Annotated in this window: 17 protein-coding genes; 8 read left to right on the top strand and 9 right to left on the bottom strand. The window is 46.8% G+C overall.

Annotated elements, in window-relative coordinates:
* Positions 1-21 precede the first annotated feature (21 nt).
* From KWJ01_RS14740 to KWJ01_RS14730, 3 genes are read right to left on the bottom strand one after another with little or no spacing between them, the layout of a single operon-like run.
* Positions 22-1611 (bottom strand): NAD(P)/FAD-dependent oxidoreductase, encoded by a 1590-nt coding sequence (locus KWJ01_RS14740; protein ID WP_224997348.1) that lies wholly within the window; start codon positions 1609-1611, stop codon positions 22-24.
* 31 nt (positions 1612-1642) lie between these two features.
* Entirely contained in the window at positions 1643-3550 is a 1908-nt protein-coding gene (locus KWJ01_RS14735) for a toxin-antitoxin system YwqK family antitoxin (protein WP_224997346.1), read from the bottom strand.
* A 55-nt stretch (positions 3551-3605) separates the two neighbouring features.
* The gene (locus KWJ01_RS14730; protein ID WP_224997344.1) at positions 3606-4577 is read right to left on the bottom strand and encodes a tryptophan 2,3-dioxygenase family protein; all 972 of its coding nucleotides are present in this window, start codon (positions 4575-4577) and stop codon (positions 3606-3608) included.
* 66 nt (positions 4578-4643) lie between these two features.
* On the opposite strand from KWJ01_RS14730, the gene KWJ01_RS14725 reads away from it, so the two are divergent.
* A complete protein-coding gene (locus tag KWJ01_RS14725) occupies positions 4644-5864 on the top strand; it encodes an acyl-CoA dehydrogenase family protein (protein ID WP_224997342.1) in 1221 nt (406 codons plus the stop codon).
* 163 nt (positions 5865-6027) lie between these two features.
* Positions 6028-8175 (top strand): hypothetical protein, encoded by a 2148-nt coding sequence (locus KWJ01_RS14720; RefSeq protein WP_224997340.1) that lies wholly within the window; start codon positions 6028-6030, stop codon positions 8173-8175.
* 128 nt (positions 8176-8303) lie between these two features.
* On the opposite strand, the gene KWJ01_RS14715 is transcribed toward KWJ01_RS14720, so the two are convergent.
* Positions 8304-9068, bottom strand: coding sequence for an oxygenase MpaB family protein (locus KWJ01_RS14715; RefSeq protein WP_224997338.1), 765 nt, complete (start codon positions 9066-9068; stop codon positions 8304-8306).
* Positions 9069-9179: 111 nt separating this feature from the next.
* Between KWJ01_RS14715 and KWJ01_RS14710 the strand changes: the two genes are divergently transcribed.
* The 5 genes from KWJ01_RS14710 (at position 9180) to KWJ01_RS14690 (ending at position 17782) form a co-directional block, all read left to right on the top strand.
* Positions 9180-9929 carry a DUF6624 domain-containing protein gene (locus KWJ01_RS14710; RefSeq protein WP_224997336.1) on the top strand — a complete coding sequence of 250 codons (750 nt, stop codon included), beginning with the start codon at positions 9180-9182 and terminating at the stop codon, positions 9927-9929.
* 481 nt (positions 9930-10410) lie between these two features.
* Positions 10411-12861: a bifunctional aspartate kinase/homoserine dehydrogenase I gene (gene thrA, locus KWJ01_RS14705; protein WP_224997334.1), complete on the top strand. Its 2451-nt coding sequence runs from the start codon at positions 10411-10413 to the stop codon at positions 12859-12861.
* Positions 12862-13031: 170 nt separating this feature from the next.
* Positions 13032-13979, top strand: a complete 948-nt coding sequence (locus KWJ01_RS14700) for a homoserine kinase (RefSeq protein ID WP_224997332.1) — start codon at positions 13032-13034, stop codon at positions 13977-13979.
* Between the two features lie 14 nt (positions 13980-13993).
* Entirely contained in the window at positions 13994-15289 is a 1296-nt protein-coding gene (gene thrC, locus KWJ01_RS14695; RefSeq protein ID WP_224997330.1) for a threonine synthase, read from the top strand.
* A gap of 930 nt (positions 15290-16219) precedes the next feature.
* The gene (locus KWJ01_RS14690) at positions 16220-17782 is read left to right on the top strand and encodes a phosphoethanolamine transferase (RefSeq protein WP_224997329.1); all 1563 of its coding nucleotides are present in this window, start codon (positions 16220-16222) and stop codon (positions 17780-17782) included.
* A 231-nt stretch (positions 17783-18013) separates the two neighbouring features.
* On the opposite strand, the gene leuB is transcribed toward KWJ01_RS14690, so the two are convergent.
* From leuB to KWJ01_RS14670, 4 genes are read right to left on the bottom strand one after another with little or no spacing between them, the layout of a single operon-like run.
* A complete protein-coding gene (gene leuB, locus KWJ01_RS14685) occupies positions 18014-19090 on the bottom strand; it encodes a 3-isopropylmalate dehydrogenase (RefSeq protein ID WP_224997328.1) in 1077 nt (358 codons plus the stop codon).
* On the bottom strand, positions 19078-19677 hold the full coding sequence (gene leuD, locus KWJ01_RS14680) for a 3-isopropylmalate dehydratase small subunit (RefSeq protein WP_224997327.1): 600 nt from the start codon (positions 19675-19677) through the stop codon (positions 19078-19080). The genes leuB and leuD overlap by 13 nt, the downstream gene beginning before the upstream one ends.
* On the bottom strand, positions 19677-21068 hold the full coding sequence (gene leuC, locus KWJ01_RS14675) for a 3-isopropylmalate dehydratase large subunit (RefSeq protein ID WP_224997326.1): 1392 nt from the start codon (positions 21066-21068) through the stop codon (positions 19677-19679). Before leuC ends, leuD begins: the two co-directional genes overlap by 1 nt.
* A 7-nt stretch (positions 21069-21075) precedes the next feature.
* The gene (locus tag KWJ01_RS14670) at positions 21076-22239 is read right to left on the bottom strand and encodes a 2-isopropylmalate synthase (RefSeq protein ID WP_224997325.1); all 1164 of its coding nucleotides are present in this window, start codon (positions 22237-22239) and stop codon (positions 21076-21078) included.
* Between the two features lie 162 nt (positions 22240-22401).
* Here KWJ01_RS14670 and KWJ01_RS14665 point away from each other — a divergent pair, with 162 nt between their 5' ends.
* Positions 22402-23946, top strand: a complete 1545-nt coding sequence (locus tag KWJ01_RS14665; protein WP_224997324.1) for a hypothetical protein — start codon at positions 22402-22404, stop codon at positions 23944-23946.
* 18 nt (positions 23947-23964) lie between these two features.
* Here the strand turns inward: KWJ01_RS14665 and KWJ01_RS14660 are convergent, their stop codons facing one another.
* Positions 23965-24360 carry a hypothetical protein gene (locus tag KWJ01_RS14660; protein ID WP_224997323.1) on the bottom strand — a complete coding sequence of 132 codons (396 nt, stop codon included), beginning with the start codon at positions 24358-24360 and terminating at the stop codon, positions 23965-23967.
* Positions 24361-24921 lie beyond the last annotated feature (561 nt).

Below are 24921 nucleotides of genomic sequence, written 5' to 3'. Positions count from 1 at the left end.
ACTGCTGTTGAGGGGGATAGGTTACATTTTAACCCATTTTGATGCCCATTTCTCTGCCAGCTTCTCGGCACAGCGCTCTCCATCCATGGCAGCCGAAACGATGCCTCCCGCAAAACCGGCTCCTTCACCGCAGGGGTACAAGCGCCCTACCTGCACATGCTCGAGTGTTTCCGGATCGCGTGGAATTTTTACCGGGGATGATGTTCGGCTCTCCACGCCCACCACCTGTGCTTCATTGGTAAGGTAGCCCTTCATCTTTTGTCCAAACACCTTAAACCCTTGTTTCAGCCGCTGTCCTATGGCCGCCGGTAATACCTCTTCCATCATTACCGACTGCAGGCCCGGCTGGTAGCTGGTATCCGGCAGGGTACTGCTGGCGCGACGGGAAACAAAATCCTGCAGCCGTTGTGCCGGGGCCACCTGTGTACCACCAGCAGCTGCACAGGCTTTTTGCTCTACCGACTGCTGGTACATCAGGCCAGCAAGTGGGCCCCATTTTGCAAAGGGCTTTACATCATCGGCCTCTACCGCTACCACAATGCCAGAATTAGCAAAACGAGAATTACGCCTGCTGGGACTCATACCATTTACCACTACCTCGCCGGGAGCCGTAGCTGCGGGCACAATAAAACCGCCAGGGCACATACAAAAAGAGAACACCCCACGCTCTACCCCCTGGTAAGGCACCTGTGCCACCAGCGAATAGGCAGCCGCCGGCAACCATGCCGAGCGGGAGGTGCAATGGTACTGAATACTATCTATAAGCGCTTGCGGATGTTCTACCCGCACCCCCAGCGCAAAAGGCTTCGACTCAATTAAGATCTTTTTGTTGTAGAGCAGGTGAAATATATCGCGGGCACTGTGCCCTGTAGCCAGGATCACACCCAGGCCTTTGATCAAATCTCCGGCTGCTGTTACTACCCCGGTCACCTCTCCCCTTTCCAGCACAAGATCGTCCACACGGGTATCGAAATGTACCTCACCGCCCCATTTCAGCACTGTGTCCCGAAGTGCCTGTACTACCTGCGGAAGTTTGTTGGTGCCGATATGAGGGTGTGCATCTACCAGGATATCTGTAGTGGCACCATGGGCCACCAGTACCTCCAAAACCCTGCGTACATCTCCCCGCTTTTTGCTTCGGGTATAGAGCTTGCCATCGGAATAAGTGCCAGCGCCCCCCTCTCCAAAGCAGTAGTTGCTCTCAGGGTTTACCGTCTGCTCTTTGTTGATGGCAGCCAGATCTCTTCTGCGCTCCCGCACATCCTTACCGCGCTCCAGCACAATGGGCTTAAGGCCCAGCTCAATCAGCCTGATGGCTGCAAACAAACCGGCAGGCCCGGCACCAATAACGATCACTGGGGGTTGCTCCGCTACCTGCTGAAGGTTTTCATGCTGCCAGTTTATGAGGGGTGGAACAGCCTCTGATTTGAATACCTCCAGCTCAACATTAACCCAGGTCTGGCGGCTGCGGGCATCTATGGAGCGGCGCAGCGGCCTTATTTCCACATCCTCTGCACCTGCCATACCAGCTTCCCGAAGTGCAATTTCCTCTAAAAGTGTTTTATCAAACGCCTGCTGGGGCGTTAAACGAAGCGATAGTTTTTTACTCATAAGCAGCGTAAGGTGGTTATCCTTAAAGCATTTAACGTTTCAGACGGTTTAACGCATAGCCAAAATTCACACCCAGGCGAACCGGTATGGTTAAGTTTTTTCCCCGTAAGTCTTTAAAATAATGATCATAAGAAGCATCACTTGCCGGGAAGCGTTCATTTACAAAACGCCTGCCAACACCAAGGCCTACAAAAATGTCCATGGTCCAGCCCCTGCTGGCTGCATCATTGGTAAGGCGGTTACCAAACAGTATGCTGTACTCTGCCTTTACCTCATCCAGCTGCACCGGGTTGGGGCTGATGGCATTTCCCTCCAGTATGTTTGTGTAATGGCTTTGTGATGTTACCCTGGCCTCATGCCCGTAGTAGAACATGCCCAGGTTATCTTCCTTCTGATAGAACTTCTGCCGAAGTGCAAATGAGAATCCCCTGGAATATTCCTCACCGGGCTCAATCATATGATGCCTTTCAAAAAAAGGATTCCTGATAAAGGTAAAATGCACATCGTAACCCAGGCGCTCCTGGATATAATACTCTACCGACACCGGCACGCTGCCCAAGGATACAGCCAGCGGGTTGGCAGCAAGGATCAGCGCCTTAAACTCATTGATCTGTGGTTTAAAGTTGCGGAAATAGCGCACCCTGTACCTGTAGCCAGGCAAACCGGTCTGCTCTCTGCTGGTTTCCTCCGGTTCATCTTCAATTATTTTGTAAACAGGCTTTTCGTTCTCGTAGTAAACTTTATAGAAACCAGAGAGCTCGCCGCTGGGCTTATACATCTTCCAGATGCCAACACGCTGTCCGTTCAGAACTTCTCCTTCCATATTGAGGGTACCATCGGGATAATAGCCCGTGTACATGCCCCTGCCATCTGTGAAGTTGGCCCGGCCCTCCAGACGGCCGTTTTCATAGTAATATAGCCATTCGCCCTGGTTAAGATCGTTACTGATGGTGCCGATTGTTTTGATACGGCCGCTTTCGTAAAACTCTTTGTACTCGCCCTGGCCTTTAACAAAATTTCCCTCTCCCCTGAATTCGCCCCACTGGTTGTAGAGCTTCCAGTAACCTTCTTTCTTACCCTCTTGCATCTCTCCTTCTGAGCTTAGGGTACCGTTGGTGTTATAAAACTCCCATCGGCCCTGGCGCAGGCCATCGGCATAATTACCTGCAGCGGCTTTTTTACCATCTTCGTGATAATACTCCCACTTGCCTGTCCGGAGCCCGTCTGTATATACACCCTTAGCCTGTGGCTGGCCATTAGGATGATAATAGGTCCAGGTGCCTTCACTTTTGCCATCTACATAAATACCCTCGGCCTTAAGGCCGCTGTTGGGGTAAAATTCTTTATAGGCACCTACGCCATTTTCATAGAAGGCCTGAGCTTTTAAAGGGCCATACTGTCCATCCTGGCTTTCGTAAAAGTAATTCCAGATACCAACTTTTTTATTATCCAGGTATTTACCCCTGCGCTTTACGCTGCCATTTTCGAAGTAGTAGATCCATTCGCCCTGCCGCCTGCCATCAAAAATCGCACCTTCCATGCTTAGGTTGCCGCTCTCAAAATAGTATTTCCAATGCCCCCAGTTAGAGCCATCTTTAAGCTCACCCTTCATTTTAGGGGTGCCGCTTTCATAATAGTACTCCCAGAAACCAGTGGCAGTACTGCCGGAGTACTGTCCCTTTTCTTTAATGCTGCCGCTCGCATAATAGGCCGTATAAGGGCCATCCAGTGTCATTTTTAGGGTGTCAGACACAAAGAAGGCCTCTTTCAGCAATTTTTGATCGCTGTCGTAGTAAACGTGGATTTTTTTGTGAGTGGAAAGACCTGCCTCCTCTTTCTCCTCTTTCTCCATAGCCGTAGTGTCCTGTGTCTGCCCGAATACAGGCACACTACCAAACAGGCACAACATGAGTAATCCGGTACGGAAAATAGGTCTCACCTAATAAGAATGCTAGAATTGCTATCTCAGCAAAATAACAGAAAAAGGCCGGATATCATTGCTTCTGCCCCGACATTTGTTTAAGCACCCAGGGCTTACCCCACTCCTTTTTCTCCTCGTCGCTCCATAGTTCCGGAAAGAAGATCACACGCTGAAAACGCGGGGGCAGGTACTTTTGCCAGTTGGTACCGCCAGTGGCCTCGATATCTGTCATATCAGACTGCAGGTAGCGCACGGCAGCCTTGTAATGGGCCAGTGGCCAGAAAACATTAGCCAGCGAATCGAACCGACGTAAGGCATCCACTATTTGCAGCCGGTTTGGCGCCTGCTGATAGTGCCACTGGTATTGTTTCAGCAGGTTTGTTTCTTTTTTATTTCGGATGGTTTCCAGCAACTGCTCAGTATATTTCTGCTCAAACTGCCGAAGGGTGAGTGTTTTTTTACCGCTCACCAGTTCGGTGGCTCCCTTTTGCCAGTAAATGCTCTGGATCAGCTCATCATCGGTATATTTCTCCGGCAGGTTGCTGCGGGTCTCCTCGGGCAACAGGTTCTCCAGGTTGGTTGCATAAATCTCTATGAGGCGATATTGGGCACTCTGAAAGCCACTGGCAGGCAAAAGAGCCATCCTGAATTTGAGGAACTGATCCCGGTCCATGCCACTCACCATTACATCGAAGCTATGTTCCAGGTTATCGAAATAGCGAATGCAGCGGTTTATTTTTTCCAGGAAAACATTTGCCTCAACGGGCTGCGCACCAGTAATCTGCTCCAGCTCCCATAAAATCAGCTTAAAGAACAGCTCAGTATGCTGATGGTAGCAGATAAAGATCATCTCATCGGGGTAGGAAGTGCGCGGCTGTTGCAGTGTTAGCAGCGTATCCAGGTTGATGTAATTCCAGTAGTTCAGGTAATCGGCCTGCAGCAGGCCCTCCAGGTAAGAGGCAAGATCCTGGCCCATGGCAGCATACTTGGCTTCCAGTTTCTTGATTTTTTCTACTATATTGGCATCGAGATTTTTGTCATCCATGGCGGCAATCACACGTTTGCAATAGGATTCAACGATTGAAAAATATACAGCAATAAAAAGTTTTTTATGTCAGTAAATACGCCAGAAGCCAGTACTGCACAAAAGCGAATCTCTACAGATGCATTTGAGGCTCCCGATTTTTACAACATCGACGACCTGCTTAATGAAGAGCACAAGCTGGTGCGCGGCGCCATACGTGACTTCGTAAAGCGCGAAATTACACCATATATCGAAGAATGGGCACAAAATGCTCACTTTCCTTATGAAATCGTACGCAAATTTGGCGAAGTTGGTGCTTTTGGTCCTACCATTCCGCAGGAATATGGCGGTGGTGGTATGGATTACATCAGCTATGGCCTTATTATGCAGGAGATAGAGCGTGGCGACAGCGGCATGCGCTCTACGGCCTCGGTGCAGGGTTCGCTGGTGATGTACCCCATCTATAAGTTTGGCAATGAGGAGCAGCGCAAAAAATACCTGCCCAAACTGGCCAGCGGCGAGTGGCTGGGCTGCTTTGGCCTGACAGAGCCAAACCACGGCTCCAACCCCGGCGGCATGCTCACCAACTTTAAGGATATGGGCGACCACTACCTGCTCAACGGCAGCAAAATGTGGATCTCCAACTCTCCACATGCCCAGGTAGCTGTGGTGTGGGCAAAAGATGAAAGCGGACGTATCCATGGTCTTATCGTGGAACGTGGCATGGAAGGTTTCAGCACCCCTACCACGCATAACAAATGGAGTCTGCGTGCCTCTGCCACCGGCGAGCTGGTGTTCCAGGATGTAAAGGTGCCAAAAGAGAACCTGCTGCCAAACAAAAGCGGCCTGGGTGCCCCGCTCATGTGCCTGGATAGTGCCCGTTATGGCATTAGCTGGGGAGCACTGGGTGCCGCCATGGACTGCTACGACACAGCCCGCCGCTATGCTCTAGAGCGCATACAGTTTGACAAACCCATTGGCGCCTTTCAGCTACAGCAGAAAAAGCTGGCCGAAATGCTCACCGAAATAACCAAAGCACAGCTGGTATGCTGGCGCCTGGGCAGCCTTATGGACCAGGGCAAAGCCACCACAGCCCAGATATCGCTGGCCAAGCGCAATAATGTAGAAATTGCCCTGCAAATTGCACGCGAAGCCCGGCAGATGCTCGGTGGGATGGGCATTACAGGCGATTACCCAATTATGCGCCATATGGCTAACCTGGAAAGCGTGGTCACCTACGAAGGCACCCATGACATACACCTGCTGATTCTGGGGCATGAGATTACGGGAATCCCGGCATTTAAGTAAGTAACAGAACAGCTTGAAAATAAAAAGAGAAGGCATTCGCAACTGCGCTAATGCCTTCTCTTTTTTTATGGAATACAAAAACCACTAAAACATAACAACAGATTGTTTTGATGCTCCATCTTTATTTACTTTCCGGCTGTACACAGTAACCACTTCCCTCTTTATGATTCGCTTTATCAAAATTTTTGTTACCCTGACATCAGTGGCTCTTTGCAGCAATGCTGTGTTTGCACAAAGCGATTCTATCCATCTTGATATGGGCAGAGTAAAGATGAGAAAAGAATTTGTGCAGACTGTTACCATCCGGGGTAAAGACCTTCAGCAGATACCTTTCGCTAATCTTGCAGAGGCAGTAAATGTTTGGTTTCACGGCGCTTTCACTAACAAATCAACTGTTACCTATGTAGTAGATGGGGTGATTGCCCTTGATCCGAATGCAATAAGTATAGAAGATATTGAAGAAGTAACACTGGTGCAAAATGCACTGGCCCTGGTAAACGGTGCTGTAGGACAAAATCAGCTGATCCTGATCAAAACCAGGCATGGTGGAGCAGACACTTCTGGCTTATCAGTAAATGGCTATAGTGCAATTGCCAGTACAAATTATCAATACGAATCTGCAGCAGGAAATGTACCATCTGCCTTCAACACTTTCCACAACTACAAAGTATCTGCTTATAAGACATTCAGTAACTTTAAGATTGGTGGGTCTGCAGGTTGGCTGCATGATGTGTATCCGGCAAAAAGAGATAGTTTGGTAAAACTTAGATACGAAGATGCTGGGGAAAGTGCAGTAACGATGAATACATTAACACCCCAAAATATTAATAGATTTCGTCTAAGAACTTACATAGTAGCTCCACTGCATAAAAATCATATTGCCTTGCTCAATGCCAATTATGTATTGCAGTTTGCTGCCCATGAAAAGGAATTTAGGCATTTTTTTACTGATTTTCGACCATTAACGACATGGCACTACTATAGCGATAAAAGACTTGGTAACACTTCACTGGTTCATCTCAATTTTAACCTGAACTCAGCCTTGGCACAAGGGCTGCATAATACTTTTAGCGTTACGCATAGCAGCCTCAATGAAAATGTTTACAGAGAATTTATCAGCGGGGAAAGATTAGGAAGAGACATTAAATTAGACACTACTGAAAATAAGGGAGGTAACTTTGTTCTACAGAATCATCTGGTGTATACCCAGGCTGTTGGAAGCTGGGCAATAGAACCGGCTATAAATCTAACGGCTAAGTACATCAATAAAGAGTATAAATTCAGAAGCATCAAAAAAAGCCTGATTTCGTCAATATATCCTGAAAGATACCTTGAAAGATCGGACTATAATTCCAGTATAGAAGGCAAAATATACCTAGTCACACCAAACCTAAGTTTTATTTATAAAAACTCATTTAGTATTCAGGGAGGATTGGTCTTTGATGCATCCCCTGATTTATCAGATGATTTAAAAAAAGCAACTCCATTCATTACCCTTACAGCAGATGTAGTTGAGCTCGTTAGCAATGATTCTAATGTAAACTGGAAGCTGTACGGATCATATGCAAAAGCTGTTAACTATAATGAAAACAGTTTACTACTCTCCGACCTAACCCCTACTCCACCTTCGCAATATCCCTTTGACACCAGGTTTATGTGGGCTTACCATCAGGAGAATTTTGAAAAGCCTTACAACCTGCAATTGGGTTCTTCCCTAGCTTTATCAGGAAACAATTATACTATCAGTTATCATTTCGAGGAGCGCAACTGGATAGGATTGTTCAGTACTCCACCATCTGCCTGGGTATCGACTTATCCATTTTTCTACGACAACATCGAATCAAGCACCCATCGAGTTAGCATGGGTCTGAAAGATCTATTTACTGCTTCAGTAGTCAAATGGAATACTCATCTACAAGCTTCCTTCATCAAGCTTAATTACAAAGAGTGGCTGGAACCCATGAGAATTGCCAATGAGGCCATGGGAAGGCAAGATAATGAATCAAGACCCTGGTCGCTCACCATGGCTAATCGCTTCTCCTTCGGAGAATTTACGTTTGGCTTAGATATGCTGACATCATTTGATCAGAAACTCCTGCAAAAAAAAGAATATCGAAGATTAGTAGTAGTTGATAGTCACTATAACACAATATCCCTGCAGAACCTCTTCCTGGGATACAAATTGAATGTAAAAGGATTGCCGAATGGTGCCGAGATTTTCGCCAGCAGCCGGAATATTACCCTGAACGGCAAATCAAATCTGCAGGACACCCGCAGCTATAACGGCATTGGTTTTCGCATTGCGCTCTAAGCCGGAAAATAGCTGTACTAAAAAAGGTTATGCAGATAAATTGTTGATGCCTAAGCCAACTTGATTATGCAAGACTGCAGCGTAAAGAAAATATATGACTTTTGCTGATGATTGCCGGCATCAAAGACCTATGAAGGCCTTTGGTCCAGGCTACTGATTTCTTCCTTATAGTCAGACGGCAGCAGCAGGCTTTTGATAAGCCAATCGAGTTTAACCAGCCTGCTTACTTTATAAACAGGTACCACAGGTGCGAGCACAGACACCCTGCCCATGCCCAGCAAACGGCTAACTATTGCCGGTACCACCAGCAGCTGCGCCTCCCGTAGAATTCTATAACGGAAAGTGCCCAGGTGTTTCTGATACTGCTTGTACAAATCGTCGGTATAGTGGCTGTGGGCAAGGTCTGCCTCCAGGTGCTCCTGTCGCATCACCAGCCACTGCTGATAGGTCTGTGGCAGCCCCTGGATGCCCATGCGATCGCCAACCCGGTAAAACACATCAAATACATCTTCTCTTTCTGTAATTGTGAGTTTTCTTTCCACCAGCTCAAATGCGCGAATGGAATAGTCAATGAGCATAAAGAGCACATCGCGGTAAGCCCAATCGGGAATTTTGGCACCACGCTTGCTTTCAACAGCACCATGAATGGCTGCGATCTTGTCTATTGCACTCACAGCCACCTCTTTGGGCGCAAACACAATCTGTCGTGCATAGGCCACGGTAGAAAACAGCCTGCCCAATGGATCTTCTGGAAGGCGGCCGGTAAAATAAAGCCAGTCAACTGCCTTGTTCAGTGCAAATTCGGCAGCGGCACCGGCAAAGATGAACAGGATGGTATCACTTTTCCCCCAGATTTCACGAACAATTGACCCTTTACGCACAAAAAATTCCATACTCACTAAATACAGATCATAGAAAAATTGTGTAGCTTGTTTTTAAAATGTATATTTTTGAGGAAAAATTTAAATATCTACAGAAACATCCTCTTCTATTTTTCTCAGTCTATGACTCAGGCTACTAACCGCTACACGTACACTACTACCATGAGGCCCCGCAAAAAGCTGGCCTACAAAATTATACTCCTTCTGGTGCTTATGGGTTGGGGCCTTACCAGCCCGGCACAACAAAAGCTCAATTTGGAGCTGAAAAAAGAACTGGAAGAGATTTACGCCCTGGACCAGAAATTCAGGGTTTATATAGGACAGGAATTTCTACCCCAAAAAAAGCTTGATTCACTGGCAAAAGCTTTCAGTGTATCTAAAGAGGCGGTGCCTAAGTTTCTGTGGGAAAAACAGAACCAGCTGGATGCTGCCAACATAAAACGGGTAAAAGAAATCATACAGCAATGGGGTTACCCCGGCAGGAGCCTGGTAGGCTCCCCTACCAATGAAGTAGCCTACAAGGTGCTGCAGCATACCAAGGAAGCTGATAGCTACCTTCCAGCTATCAGAGAAGCTGCAGAGAAAAAAGAGTTGCCCTTCACCCTTTACGCTACAATGCTGGACAAGTCAATGATGCAGAAAAACAAGGAGCAGCTGTATGGCACCCAGGCTCATGGCTTTTCCGTTTATGATGCTGATGCTGATGAGTACGACGCTAAAATAATCATCTGGCCTATTAAGGATCCGGACACGGTAAATGAAAGGCGCAAGGCAGCAGGCTTTGAGCTTACTGTGGAAGAAAACGCACAAAGGCTGGGCGTAGAATATGTGGTACTGACGATGGAAGAGGTTAAAGAAATGAAGAGCAGATAAAAATTAAGACTGCAGAAACCATGTATAATCTTTCATATCAGTGATTTCTATTCCATCCAATACCACACAGCAATCCGTAGCCTGCAAACGTTATAAGCTGTAATAAATACTGATTCTTCTAAAAAATCTACAGGAAAAGAGCTGCGCAAATCTATTTTACCAACGCAATTATCAAGGCTTGTTTAACTAAAAATCTTCTTAAAAGAATTGCCTTCCAGTATTTTAGAAAAATAAAATACGGCCAAAACTGCAGATAATAATAATATATTTTTTAATATAGCGTCCGCAATCGCACTACTTATGCGTTCAAACCTGTTCAATACCATTATTATTATCGCTACCGGTATCATTACGATTACCGGCATAACAGGCTGTGCATGGGGAAAGGCAAGTACTAAGAATTAATTAAAAATCTTAACATACTTTAGAAAGCCTTCCTCGAAAAACAGGGAAGGCTTTTCTGTTTTAATACTTTACCATTATGAAAATCCTGAAGTTTGGGGGTACTTCTGTAGGCTCCGTTGAAGCAATAAGCAAGCTTCTGCGCATTGTGCAAGATCAACAGCAGCAGGGCCAGTCTGTGGCCATTGTATGCTCTGCCATTAGCGGGGTTACGGATACCTACCTGCGGCTGTTAACAGAGGCGGCTTCGGGCAACGATTACCTGCGGGTATTACGCGAGGTGGAGCAGCGGCATTACGATATTGTTCGTGCGTTTCTGGAAGTAAAGCGCCAGAACAATGCACTGCTGGCCCTGAAGATGCTGTTTAACGAGCTGGACGACCTGCTGGCTGGCGTAAGGGCCCTGGGAGAAGTATCTGCCCGTATCAAAGATAAGGTAGCCGCTTACGGAGAGCTTTGCTCCAACCTCATGATCAGCCATTTTGTAGATCAGCATTGCGGCAGGGCAGTATTTGCCGATGCTCGCCAGTTCATTAAAACCGACAGCAATTATGGCAACGCCCGGGTAAATGATGGGCTTACCTACCAGCTGATCCGCAATTACTTTAAACAGCAAGCCAATACCATTCCGGTAATCACCGGTTTTATTGCCTCTAACGACAAGGGAGAAACCACCACCCTGGGCCGGGGCGGCTCTGACTATACCGCTGCCATTATAGGCGCCGCCATGGAGGCAGAAGAGATACAGATCTGGACAGACGTGGATGGCTTTATGACCTCCGATCCTCGGCTGGTGAGAAAGGCCTTCTCACTCCACAACCTTTCCTATAACGAAGCCATAGAGCTCTCCTACTTTGGGGCCAAGGTAATTTACCCGCCAACCATGCGGCCGGCAATTGCCCGCAATATTCCCATTGTAATCAAAAACACCTTTAACCCCGGCTTTCCGGGCACACTTATAGGCCCTCAAAGCTCATCAAACGGCTCACTGATCAAAGGCATTTCGTCTATACCTGCCATTAGCCTGGTGAACATACAGGGTAGCGGCATGGTTGGCCTGACTGGCTTCAGTGGCCGCCTGTTCAGTTCACTGGCCCAGTTTGGTGTTAATGTTATCCTGATCACACAGGCCAGCTCCGAGCACAGCATTACCCTGGCCATAAGCCCGCAGGATGTTCCCCTGGCATACCAGGCCATAGAGACAGAATTTGAATATGAACTGGTAAAAGGTCAGCTGAACAAGCCCGAGGTGGAAAATGAGCTTAGCATTATTGCCGCCGTTGGTGAGAACATGCGCAATGCAAAAGGGCTGGCTGGCAAATTTTTCAGTGCCCTTGGCCGCAGCGGGGTTAACATTTCTGCCATTGCCCAGGGTTCTTCTGAGCTTAACATATCTGCCGTGATTGAAAAGCAGGACCTGCGGAAAGCATTGAACTCTGTGCATGATGCGCTCTTTCTCTCGCCTGTTAAAACACTGCATGTATTTTCCTGTGGCACCGGTAAAATTGGCGGCACCCTGCTTAAGCAAATAAGGGAGCACCACGAGCACCTGGAGGGCCACCGGCATGTGCGTATTAACCTGGCAGGTGTAAGCAACACCAAAAAAATGCTAATTGAGCGCGAAGGTATTAACCTCACCCACTGGCAGCAGGAGCTACAGGAGCAGGGCCAAGCCAGCAACCTGGATACTTTTATTGAGCATGCCATTGCCCTAAACCTGCCCAACTCTGTGTTTATAGACAATACCGCCAGTGCCGTGGTGGCACAATGCTATGATAAGCTGTTCAAGCATAATATATCGGTGGTAACCTGCAACAAAATTGGCAATTGCGGTTCCTTTAGCAGTTACAACCGCTATAAGCAACTGGCACGCAAATATGGGGTGGATTACTGGTACGAAACCACTGCCGGGGCAGGGTTACCTATCATAAAAACCCTGCACGACCTGCTGATCAGCGGCGATGAAGTATTACGGATAGAAGCTATCCTATCCGGCACCATCTCCTTTATTTTCAATGAGTTTAAAGGCGATCGCAGCTTTGCCGATGTGGTGCGGGAGGCCCAGGAAAAAGGGTTTACTGAACCAGACCCGCGCGATGATCTTAGCGGTCTTGATTTTGCCCGCAAAATGCTGATCCTGGCCCGCGAAACGGGACTGCCTACCGAACTGCAGGAGGTACAGATTCAGCCCATACTGCCCAAAAACTGCCAGGAAGCACCTACTGTAGATGCCTTTTACGAGGAGCTGGAAAAGTCTGAAGACTACTTCAGAGAAATGAAGCAGAAAGCCGAAGCAGAAAATAAAGTCCTTCGCTACATAGGAAACCTGGAGAATGGGGTGGTAAAAGTAGAGCTAATGATGGTAGATGCCAGCCATCCGTTTTACGGCCTCTCTGGCAGCGACAACATTGTTTCTTTCACCACCAACCGCTACCGCTTTAACCCAATGGTAATCAAAGGTCCTGGTGCGGGTGCCGAAGTAACTGCCGCAGGCGTACTGGCTGACCTTGTAAGAGTAGCTCCGCAGTAGTTTTTTATGAGAAGTCAGATGCTGGAAGATAGATGAAAGATAAAACACCTTTAGTAGCACAAAGATCATGGGTGCCCTATCATGTGCATCAAGATATCTACAACTATCTGCTAACTGCTATAAAGCCAGTCTAACTTCTTATTACTAACCTCTAACTTCTTTTTTTAAAAATGAAATCTATAAAAGTATTCGCCCCTGCCACTGTAGCAAATGTAAGCTGCGGGTACGATGTACTTGGCTTTGCCGTACATACACCGGGCGACGAGGTGGTGATGCACCTGAACGACAGCAAACAGGTTAGCCTTGATGTGATAGAGGGCGATGAAGGCCGCCTTCCCCGCAACCCGCTGCAGAATACTGTAAGTGCTGTGGTAATCAACTACCTGAAACACCTGGGTGTTGAGCAGGGCGTAAGCATAGAGCTATACAAAAAAATGCCTTTTGGCAGCGGGCTGGGCTCCAGCTCTGCCAGTGCCGTTGCAGGCTTGGTGGGCATCAACGAACTAATGGGTGGCAGGCTAAGTCGTGAAGAACTGTTGCCCTTTGCCATGGAGGGTGAGCGCCTGGCCTGTGGCAATGCCCATGCCGATAATGTAGCTCCTGCCCTGCTCGGTGGCCTGGTGCTCATACGTAGCTACCACCCGCTGGATGTGGTAAAGCTACCGGTACCTGAAGGCTTGAGCTGCGCCCTGCTGTATCCTCATGTAGAAATACCCACCAAAGAAGCCAGGAGAATCCTTAAAGATCGTATTCACATCAGCGATGCAGTAACCCAGTGGGGCAATGTTGCAGGCCTGGTAGCTGGTTTTTGCACCGGTAACCTCGATCTGATCGGGCGTAGCATGGAGGATGTAATCATTGAACCGGTTCGGGCCATGCTCATTCCCTACTTTTATGATATGCGTGAAATTGCAATAGCACATGGTGCCCTTGGTTTTAGCATTTCAGGCTCCGGGCCATCTGTTTTTGCGCTTTGCAAAGGAGAAGAAACCGCCAGGAGAGTTGCCAAAGCCCTGGAAAATAAGCTAAGCAGCAATGGCATTGGTGTAAACACCTATGTATCGTCCATCAATACCGATGGTCCTAAAGTTACCGCTTTAACAGCAGCCTCTCACTAACCCGAAACTAAACCATGCAATACTACAGCACCAATAAATCAGCAGCTACTGTACGTTTACCCTATGCCGTTCTGAAGGGCCTGGCCGACGATGGCGGCCTTTATATGCCGGAAAGCATTCCACAACTACCGGCGTCTTTTTTCGAGACCATCCACACGAAAACACTACCCGAGATTGGTTATGCCGTTGCTTCTGCCCTGATAGGTGATGAGGTACCTGCCGATGTGCTGAAGAAAATTGTGGAAGAAACGCTTAACTTCCCCATTCCCGCAGTTAGGGTGGAAAATGACATTTACAGCCTGGAGCTGTTCCATGGCCCAACCATGGCATTCAAAGATGTAGGTGCTCGCTTTATGTCGCGGCTTATGGCTTATTTCAACCAAAATGAAAGCCGTGAGCTGAAGGTGATTGTTGCTACTTCCGGCGATACAGGCAGTGCTGTTGCTGCCGGCTTCTACAATGTTCCAGGCATCAAGGTTTATATCCTCTTCCCAAAGGGCAAGGTTAGTCCATTGCAGCAAAAGCAGCTTACTACCTGGGGAGGCAACATCACCGCCATAGAAATTGATGGCACCTTCGACGATTGCCAGAAAATGGCTAAGCAGGCACTGGGAGATGCGGAGCTGAATAAAAACAACCTGCTCACCTCGGCCAACAGCATCAATATTGCAAGGCTCATTCCACAGTCGTTTTACTACTTCTGGGCTTTTGCACAGCTAAGGGAAAAGGGCAAGCCCCTGGTATTTTGTGTGCCAAGTGGCAATTTCGGGAATATTACCGGTGGCTTGCTGGCTGCTGCCATGGGGCTGCCTGTGCATCATTTTATTGCCACCACCAACGCCAATGATGTGGTGCCGGAATACCTGCGCACCTCTGTATACAAAACACGTCCATCGGTACAAACCATCAGCAATGCCATGGATGTAGGCAACCCCAGTAACTATGCGCGTATGTGCGAGCTCTTCGACCATAACCACCAGCGCTTCTGCGAAAAAATTTCCGGCTATGCTTTTAGCGATGAGGAAACCCGTAAGGCCATGGTATCAGTTAAGGCACAGGGTTACCTGCTGGACCCACACGGAGCAGTTGCCTACCTGGGCTTAAAAGAATATCTAAGAGAAAGTAAGGCAGAAGCAACAGGTGTTTTCCTGGAAACAGCCCATCCGGCTAAATTCAGGGAGGTAGTAGAAGAAACTTTAGGCGAAGCTGTAGAGATTCCACAGCAGCTGCAGGCTTTTATTGCAAAGCAGGAACAGATTATTCACCTGCCGAATGATTATGAGCAGCTCAAAAACATGATCGATAGGTAAAATTTGCTGCTTTCACCCTTATGCTGAAATAAAAGTTGTCGCAAAGATCATTGTGAATTTATCCTTCCTTATATGGCGCTGTAGCCATACATAATTGTAAGTTGGCCATAGCGTAAAACAATAGCCTCCTGTAGTGAGGGTGGAACAAAGATTACCACTCACCACAGGAGGCTAATTCTATCATTATTCTAATATACTTCTATTCCAACTGTCGCTACACCCACGCACCATGCGGTATTATTTGTGATGATATACAGGTAGAGATTCCGGATTGAATATGTTGCGCCATCATACAGCAGGCATTAGCTCTGGATGCTCTTATCGCTGAATCCCTTACTAGAGCAGCTATATGGCCACTTTCCGATTTATGAATAGTATAAGGGTCAGCTTAAGCCTTCCCTGGCTGCTTTGCATCTGAATCACTGTTTCAGTTTTATACATTAAAAGACTGGCAACAAGCCTGTAGATTTCAGGTCAAGCAATATATGATAAAACAAAGTCGCATTGTATGTTGCAACATCTAATACCAGCAAAATTCCGCATGCTTATCCAAATCCCGACTTACTACACTAATAATTAAAAATTTTCATTGAAAGTCGGCATTTATGTATTATTATTGACACATGGCCTTGTTTATCAGTCTTTTCTGACACCATCAAAAAACTACCATATAATTTTTCATTATACATTATTACCTAATTTTTTAATTCAGATATGCCTGAATTGCTGGACTCACTCGCAACAAACTTTAAGAAGAACAAAGCAAGAGCATTAGACAATAAAACATTAATAAATAGTAGATACAGTCTATATTTAATCAGATGTATACCGTTTTTAGGCATACTGCTACTCCTACTTTTGCCTGCAGCTTTTAGTGCACTTTTCGTACGGGGAAACGTAGTTCCACTGTTCGCTTTCAAAGAAATACTGTTGGCAGGGTTATTCTTTCTGATACCAGTATTTCTTTTCTTCAGAAACATAAAAGCCTATTTATACCTCTTGCTGCCCATTGTGCTGCTATCACCCCTCTTTATATTTTCGATCGTACTGTTTGAGCTTAGGCCCCGTTTTGAGCTGATTGCACTAATCATGCAGACAAACCTGCAGGAAATATCCGAAGTTGTTTCCGGTCACTTAAGCCTTTTCATACCAGTTTCGCTGGCATATACCCTGCTGTACCTGTACTGCGTGAAAAGATTAGCTGTTAGGAAATTGCCGTTTCGCACTGCCCTTTATATTTCGCTCATGGCTGCTGTATTTTGTATTGGCAGGATAGGCTATGAAAAGAAACTATATAAGGCTGCAAGAGGAAGTATAGGTATACAAAACCTGCTGGCTGTTAAATATTACCCGGCTTCTGTCTTTGGAGGAGCTCTGGAAGCTTATACCACCCTGGTAAACAATAAAATGAGAATAGCCGAGGATTTTTCTTTCCAGGCATTTGAAAAAGATAGTCTTTCTCATCGAAAAGTATATGTGCTGATCATTGGTGAGTCATCGCGCTACGACAAATGGCAGATCAATGGGTACAGGCGTGCTACCTCTCCCCGGCTGGCCACACAGGAAAACCTCATTTCCTATTCAAATGTAATTTCCGGCAGCAGCCAAACCCGCATGTCTGTTCCTATGATGATCACGCGGGCAACACCAGACAGTATTGAAATACAGTACAGGGAAAAAAGCATTCTCGCTGCCTTCAGCGAAGCTGGATATAAAACACTGTGGCTAAGCAATCAGACAGACCAGGAGATCTTCTGGTCTGGTTCTATTAACCAGCATGCTAATGCAGCGGATATCAGCATTTTTTCGCCTTCATTTTCACCAAATTTTGAAATTGACCATTATTATGATGAACGCCTGCTGCCTGCTTTAGATACCCTGATACAAAAAACTGATGATAACCTTTTCATAGTACTGCACACCATCGGCAATCATTGGGATTACTCTAAAAGGTATCCTGCCTCTTTCGATTATTTCACACCATCAGGAAAAACTGTAAATATTGGAAAGCCCTGTTTGAAAAACCGGCAGGCAGTGATCAACTCCTACGACAACAGCATTCTCTATGCTGATTTCTTTATTGACAGTGTGATCAACACCATCAAAAAACATGATGTTGTTTCAGCAGTAAAATTTCTGTCAGATCATGGAGAAGATTTATTTGATACCCATGCTTCCAGAATTGACTTTCACCTGAGCGAATCCCCGCAAACCCTGCACGTTCCTTTATTCATCTGGACCTCACATAAGTTTACACAGCATTACCCGCAAAAGCACAAAGCGCTTATTGAAAACAAGGATAAAAAGGTAGGTGCTGAAAATACCTTTTACACACTGCTGGATCTTGCCAATATTGGCATTAAACAGGATGATTCTACCAGGAGCCTTGCCAGCTGCAGCTTTATTGAGCGTGAGCAAAAGTATTTAAGTAATACCGACAGGATGCCCTTACTCTACAGCAGGCTCTCTGAAAACAGCAAATGCAGGCAATAATGAATGATACTTGCAGAGGCCTGACAACCACACCAATACTGGCTGCACTACTGCATCCATGTCGAGTCTATGTTGATATTAGTAGAGACCACTACTATTGATGGGCTATCTGTACAACACAAAAAAAGCGCACCCCAATCCGGGTGCGCCTTTCATGCTCTAACCAAAAAAATTTAACGTAATCTTCAACTAACATATCTCTAAAGTAGTGAAGCCTGCTGTTTTAGCAGCTTATAAGGCTTCTACACCTTCTTTTACAAATCGGCTAATAAAGCTGCCCACCTGCTCAGTTGTTGAGGGGTTTTTAGCATTCAGTTCAGGTGTTAGTACTCCCTGCTCCAATGCTTTCTGTACAGCCTCTTTTACCACATTTGCTTCCTCATTCAATCCAAAGTGTTCCAGCAGCATGGCTGCCGAAAGAATTGTTGCGATAGGATTGGCAATGCCTTTGCCTGCTGCCTGGGGAAACGATCCGTGAATGGGCTCAAACACAGCGGTTTTCTCTCCTACCGAAGCTGAAGGCAGTAAGCCCAGAGAACCTGCAATCACAGAAGCCTCGTCCGAGAGAATATCACCAAACATATTTTCTGTCAGGATCACATCAAATTGTTTGGGGTTCAGGATCAGTTGCATTGCAGCATTGTCAACAAAGAGGTAATCAACTGTTACACTGCTGTACTGTGGAGCGATTTCCTTTACTACTTCGCGCCACAGGCGTGAGGTTTCCAGCACATTGGCCTTGTCTACAAGCATTAGCTTATTGCGCCTGGTGGTAGCCGACTGGAAAGCAAGGTGCGTGATGCGCTCTATTTCAGCACGGGTATAGGTGCAGTGGTCGTAGGCGCCATCGGCAGTACGGCCTTTTTCACCAAAGTATATACCGCCTGTAAGCTCGCGGTAAAAGAGCATATCTGCACCGGAGATACGCTCATTCTTGAGTGGCGAATGCTCCAGCAGCAGCGGATAAGCTGTTACGGGACGGATGTTGGCAAACAGCCCCAGTGACTTTCTAAGTTTCAGCAGACCCTGCTCAGGGCGTACCTTTGCAGAAGGATCGTTGTCATATTTAGGATCGCCAATTGCACCCAGGAGAATTGCATCAGCATTTATGCAGGCAGTGAGGGTTTCATCTGGTAGCGGGTTGCCGGTGGCATCAATGGCGCAGGCACCCATGAGCTGATTATCAAAGGTGAAAGTGTGGCCCCATCTTTCGGCTACTGCTTTCAACACTTTTATGGCTTCATTACAAACTTCGGGACCGATACCGTCACCTGCCAGTACCGTAATTTTCTTATCTAATACACCCATGCTTTCTTCTTTTCGTAGGCTTCAATGGCCTCTTTCTGATTCACTAAAAAGTCAATATCGTCGTAACCGTTAATAAGACATTCTTTCTTATAAGAATCGATCTCAAAGCTCACGCTTTCGTTCCAGGCCGGCACATAAAACTCCTGTTTGGGCAGGTCTACCACAAACTCGGTATTCGGGCCTTTTTCCATGATCTGCACAAACAGCCTTTGCAGCATCTCATCAGTTACCTGCAGGGGCAGCAGTCCATTGTTAAGGGCATTGCCACGGAAAATATCAGCAAAGTAGCTGGAAATCACCACCTTGAACCCCGCATCGTAAATAGCCCAGGCAGCGTGCTCGCGGCTGGAACCGCAGCCAAAGTTTTTGCCGGCTACCAGTATGCTGCCTCCATAGCGGGGGTTATTCATTACAAAATCCTGCTTGGGGGTACCATCGCCATTGTAGCGCCAGTCGCGGAAGAGGTTTTCACCAAAGCCCTCACGGGAAGTAGCCTTCAGAAAACGGGCCGGAATAATCTGGTCCGTATCAATATTTTCAATAGGCAGGGGTACTGCCGTGGTCCTTAAAACTTCAAATTTTTCCATCAGTTGAAATACTGAGTGATGTCTACAATTTTTCCTTCTACTGCCGTTACAGCAGCAACCAGCGGGCTGGCCAGCAGCGTACGGGAGCCAGGGCCCTGGCGGCCTTCGAAGTTACGGTTAGAGGTAGAAACGCAGTAAGCGCCGGCAGGAATTTTATCTTCGTTCATGGCCAGACAGGCACTGCAGCCAGGTTCGCGCAGTTCAAAGCCTGCTTCGGCCAGTATTCTGTCGATGCCTTCTTCCCTGGCCTGCTTTTCTACCTGCTTGGAGCCGGGTACAATAATGGCCTCCACATGTGGTGCTTTTTGCTTACCCTTTACAAACTCTGCTACGGTACGCAGGTCTTCAATGCGGGAGTTGGTACAGCTACCGATAAATACATAATTTATGGGTTTGCCCACCAGGGTTTCGCCCGGGTTAAAGCCCATGTATTTGAGTGATTTATCAAAGCTTACAGCTTCACTGGCTGATACCTGCGATGGAATTGGCTGGTTGATAGCGATGCCCATGCCCGGGTTAGTACCATAGGTGATCATGGGGTTGATATCCCTGGCATCGTAATGCAGCTCCTGCTCAAAGGGTGCTCCCTCTTCAGAATAGAGGGTTTTCCAGTAGGCCACTGCCTGCTCCCAGCGCTCACCTTTCGGTGCAAAAGGACGGCCTTTTATATATTCGAAGGTTGTTTCGTCTGGCGCAATCATACCACCACGTGCACCCATTTCAATGCTCATGTTGCATACCGTCATGCGGCCTTCCATGCTTAGGGAACGAACGGCACTGCCGGCATACTCCACAAAATAGCCGGTTGCTCCGCCGGTGCCTAGTTTGGAAATGATATACAGGATCAGGTCTTTGGCGCCTACACCTTTCTTCAGCTCGCCATCTACCGTAATGCGCATGCGCTTTGGCCGGCTTAACAGCAGGCACTGCGAGGCCATTACCTGGGTTACCTGGCTTGTACCAATACCAAAAGCAATAGCGCCAAAGGCGCCATGCGTAGAGGTGTGGCTATCGCCGCAAACGATGGTCATGCCGGGCTGGGTAATGCCAAGTTCAGGACCTATTACGTGCACAATGCCCTGATTCTCGTGGCCCAGTCCGAACAGCTCGATGTTCCATTTTCGACAGTTGTCTGTCAGCTTATCTACCTGCATGCGTGAGAGTGGTTCCTCTATGGGCAGGTGCTGATTTTTGGTGGGCACGTTGTGGTCGGCTGTGGCCACAATCTGCTCTTTGCGGAATAGGGAAAGATTGCGTGCTTCCAGTTCATCAAAAGCCTGGGGACTGGTTACTTCATGGATCAGATGTTTATCAATATAAAACACATCCAAACCACCCATTGAACGCACTACGTGTGCATCCCAAATTTTATCAAATAATGACTTTGCCATATTAGTGTTAAGCAGAAACTAAATTTGCTTGCTCTACCAACTGATGTAAATCTTCGTCCACTACTTCTTTTTTGCGGTCTGCCAGCTGCAGAAAAGAAGCGTATGCTTTATCCAGCGCAAATTTATCAAAATCGTAACCAATTTTCTGTAAACGGTAAGCTAAAGCTGCCCGGCCCGAACGTGCTGTGAGTACAATAGAAGAATCGCTCACACCTACATCACGAGGGTCTATAATCTCATAGGTCTCACGGTGCTTGATCACGCCATCCTGGTGAATACCGCTGGAGTGAGAAAAAGCATTGGATCCTACAATTGCCTTGTTTGGCTGTACCGGCATGCGCATCATATCAGAAACCAACGCAGAGGTAGCAGATAAAAGTTTCGTGTTGATGCCAGTATCGATGCCCAGGTGCGGGTGCTGACGCATGATCATGACTACTTCTTCCAGGGCGGTATTTCCTGCACGCTCCCCTACACCATTGATGGTACATTCGATTTGCAGGGCACCATTGATGGCACCAGCAATTGAGTTAGCGGTGGCAAGGCCCAGATCGTTGTGGCAGTGGGTGGAAAGGCGCACCTTCTCAACCCCTTTTACATTTTCGTATAGGTATTTGATCTTGGCTCCGTAGTCGGATGGCAGGCAGTAACCGGTGGTGTCAGGTATATTCAGTACCGTAGCACCTGCTTTAATGGCTGCTTCGCATACCCTGGCCAGAAATTCATTATCGGTACGGCCGGCATCTTCGGCATAAAATTCAACATCTTCCACAAAGCTTTTAGCCAGCTTTACAGCAGCAATGGCACGCTCAATTACCTTCTCCTGTGTTGTGCGCAGCTTGTATTGTATGTGTGAGTCTGAGGTACCAATGCCGGTATGTATGCGGGGCCTCCTGGCACCAACAAGGGCATCGGCCGCAGTACGGATGTCCTGCTCTACCGCCCTGGAAAGACCACAAACTGTAGCCTCTTTGGTTTGAGCCGCAATAGCTTTTACTGCTTCAAAATCACCCGGACTTGAAATGGGAAAGCCTGCTTCGATCACATCTACTCCCAATAGCTCAAGTTGTTTTGCAATGATAAGTTTTTCCTCTTTATTTAACTTACAGCCAGGCACTTGCTCACCATCGCGCAACGTTGTATCAAAGATTTGAATTTTTTTGACCGACATTTTTATGATCTTTAGGGCAGAAAAAAACTTAATTTAGTACCACAATTACCGGAAAAAAGGGCGGCAGAAAAAACCTTTTTTACAAACATCTACTATTTCAAAACTAGAGCGTTTAAAAGATAACGTACTAATATTCAGTGATATACACAGTAGCTTACTACAATGCCTAACGAGAGTCAAGACCCGGTATTTCAATTGGTTAAGTCGTTAACACGCTCCGAAAAAAGGCATTTCCGCTTGTTCAGCAACCGCCAGGGCTCCAATGAGGGGCTTAAATTCATACAGCTGTTCGATGCACTGGACGGCCTGGAGCATTACGACGAGGAGAAAATTCTGCAGCAGGCACCTGCTATAAAAAAAGTGCAACTGGCCAATCTTAAAGCCAATCTCTACCGCCAGCTGCTCTCCAGCCTGCGCCTGTACCATAACAACCAGAACCTGGATATACAGCTGCACGAGCAGCTCGATTTTGCCCGGGTGCTGTACAACAAAGGCTTTTACCAGCAAAGCCTTAAAATGCTGGAGAAGGTAAAGGCAACTGCACAGCAGGCAGATCTGCCACATATTGTGCTGGAGGCCCTGGATTTTGAAAAACTGATTGAATCGCAGTACATCACGCGCAGTTTGCGGGGCAAGGCAGAAGCACTTTCTAACGAGGCCATTGCAGTAGCACAGCACGTAACGCATATCCACGAGCTATCGAATGTAGCCCTGCGCCTTTACGGCCTGTATATCAAAGTGGGGCATGCACGTAATTTAAATGATTATGAACGGGTAAAAGCCTACTTCAAGGCAAACCTGCCCAGGATAGAGCTGCAAAGTGCCGGTTTTTTTGAAAAGCTCAACTACTACCAGGCCCATGTCTGGTACTATTACTTGGTGCACGATTTCCGGGCCTGTTACCGCTATGCTCAAAAATGGGTGGATCTATTTGAAGAAAATCCGGCTATGAAGGAAAAGCAAAGCACCCTCTACATCAAGGGCATTCATAACCTGCTCTCGGCTCTCTACAACCTGTTGTACTACAGCAGGTTTATGGAAGTGCTGAAAAAGCTGGAGGATTTTGCACAGCAGGAAGGCCGCCGCACCACACCTAATACCGAAGCCCTGCTCTTCCTCTACACCTGGACCAACAAGCTTAATGCTTATTTCATGGAGGGTCGCTTTACAGATGGTATCGAACTGATCCCTGAATTACTGGAAAAGCTGCGGCAATTTCAGTCGCAGCTTGATCCGCACTGGCAGCTGATTTTCTACTACAAGATTGCAAGCCTTTATTTTGGCAGTGGTGATTACCAGAAGGCAATCCAGTACCTGAACAAGATTATCCAGTTTAAAGAAGCCAACCTGCGCGAAGACCTGCAGTGTTTTGCCCGTATCCTGAACCTGATTGCTCACTTTGAGGCAGGCGAAGATCGTGCGCTGGAATACCAGATTAAGTCTACCTACCATTTTTTGGGTAAAATGAACGACCAGCAGCAAATGCAGGTGGAGATTTTCCGCTTCTTGCGGAACCTGGGCAATGTAGAACCCCATCAACTCAAAGATGCATTTATTGCCCTTAAGGAAAAGCTTACCCTAATAGCAGCAGATCCTTTTGAGCGGCGCCCTTTCCTGTACCTTGATATTCTTTCCTGGCTGGAGAGTAAAATCGAGAATATCCCCGTTCAGGCTATCATGCAGCGAAAGTTTAAGCTAATGAAGTAAGCGCTGCCCCTCGTAAAATCACATGGGGCGCAGGTACCGAAGCAAGCGCCCTATGCCCTTTTTAGGGAAATTATGGTGGCGGTAGTAGGCCTGTTTGTGGGTGATGCGTTTTAGGTTGTTGTTTCGCATAAAGCTGTCTACTCTTTTCTCAAACAATTCGCCACCATACGAGGGGTAACGTTCCGAATCTTCATGCCGGGTATTGTATATTCCCTTTTTGAATAAATCAGTTTGCACCAGGTAGCACTGGTCAGAAAAACCATAGCCAATGTAGAAGTTACTGGTCTCATCGTGGCTTTCTTCCTTTGCCTGCTCAAATTTACTATTCCAGGTAGGGTTTGCCACCACCACATCTTCGTGCTTCTCCAGTTTTTCAAGTGCCTGTTGTATCCAGTTAGCGCTATTTTTACCCATATAGGCATCGCTGGAGAAGTGCAGCAGGTAAGGGCTCCTGCAAAGGTATATGCCCGTTAGTTCGGCTATAGAGTAATAATAGCCCCCCTTGAAGGATTCTTTATTGATTCCGAAGTGCTCCAGTACTTTTTGTGCATAGTCTTCAGCAAAGGCATATTCATCAATGATGTTATCTGCAACAGCTTTATCGGCATACCTCCTTACCTTTTGCCTGTCGGCTACATTATTGATAATAAGTCTTTTATTGTTGAATTTATACTAACAACGTTCAATATTCCGCTCCAGATAAGATGTTTTCAGAAGATACATCCAGTCATTTTCATAGCACTTTGTTTCAAAATCAACCATAAAATTCTTTTAATCCTGTTAACCTTTGCCTGGGGGTAGAAGCCAGAAGCACATACGATCTTCTGATAAAGACCCCTTACTTATTTTCCGTAACCAGAAAGAAAAAGCATTATATGAAATTTTTAACTAAGCACCGCCAGCAATACTGTAGTGGTACATAATTAAACTAGCTTCCTTATTTTAAATACGGAGCTTCATCAGCTTTAGTTAAAG

The sequence above is a fragment of the Cesiribacter sp. SM1 genome, from assembly GCF_020178975.1.
GTDB lineage: Bacteria > Bacteroidota > Bacteroidia > Cytophagales > Cyclobacteriaceae > Cesiribacter.
The sequence above is the reverse complement of the archived record's forward strand: the minus strand, read 5'-3'. Positions and strand labels throughout refer to the sequence as shown.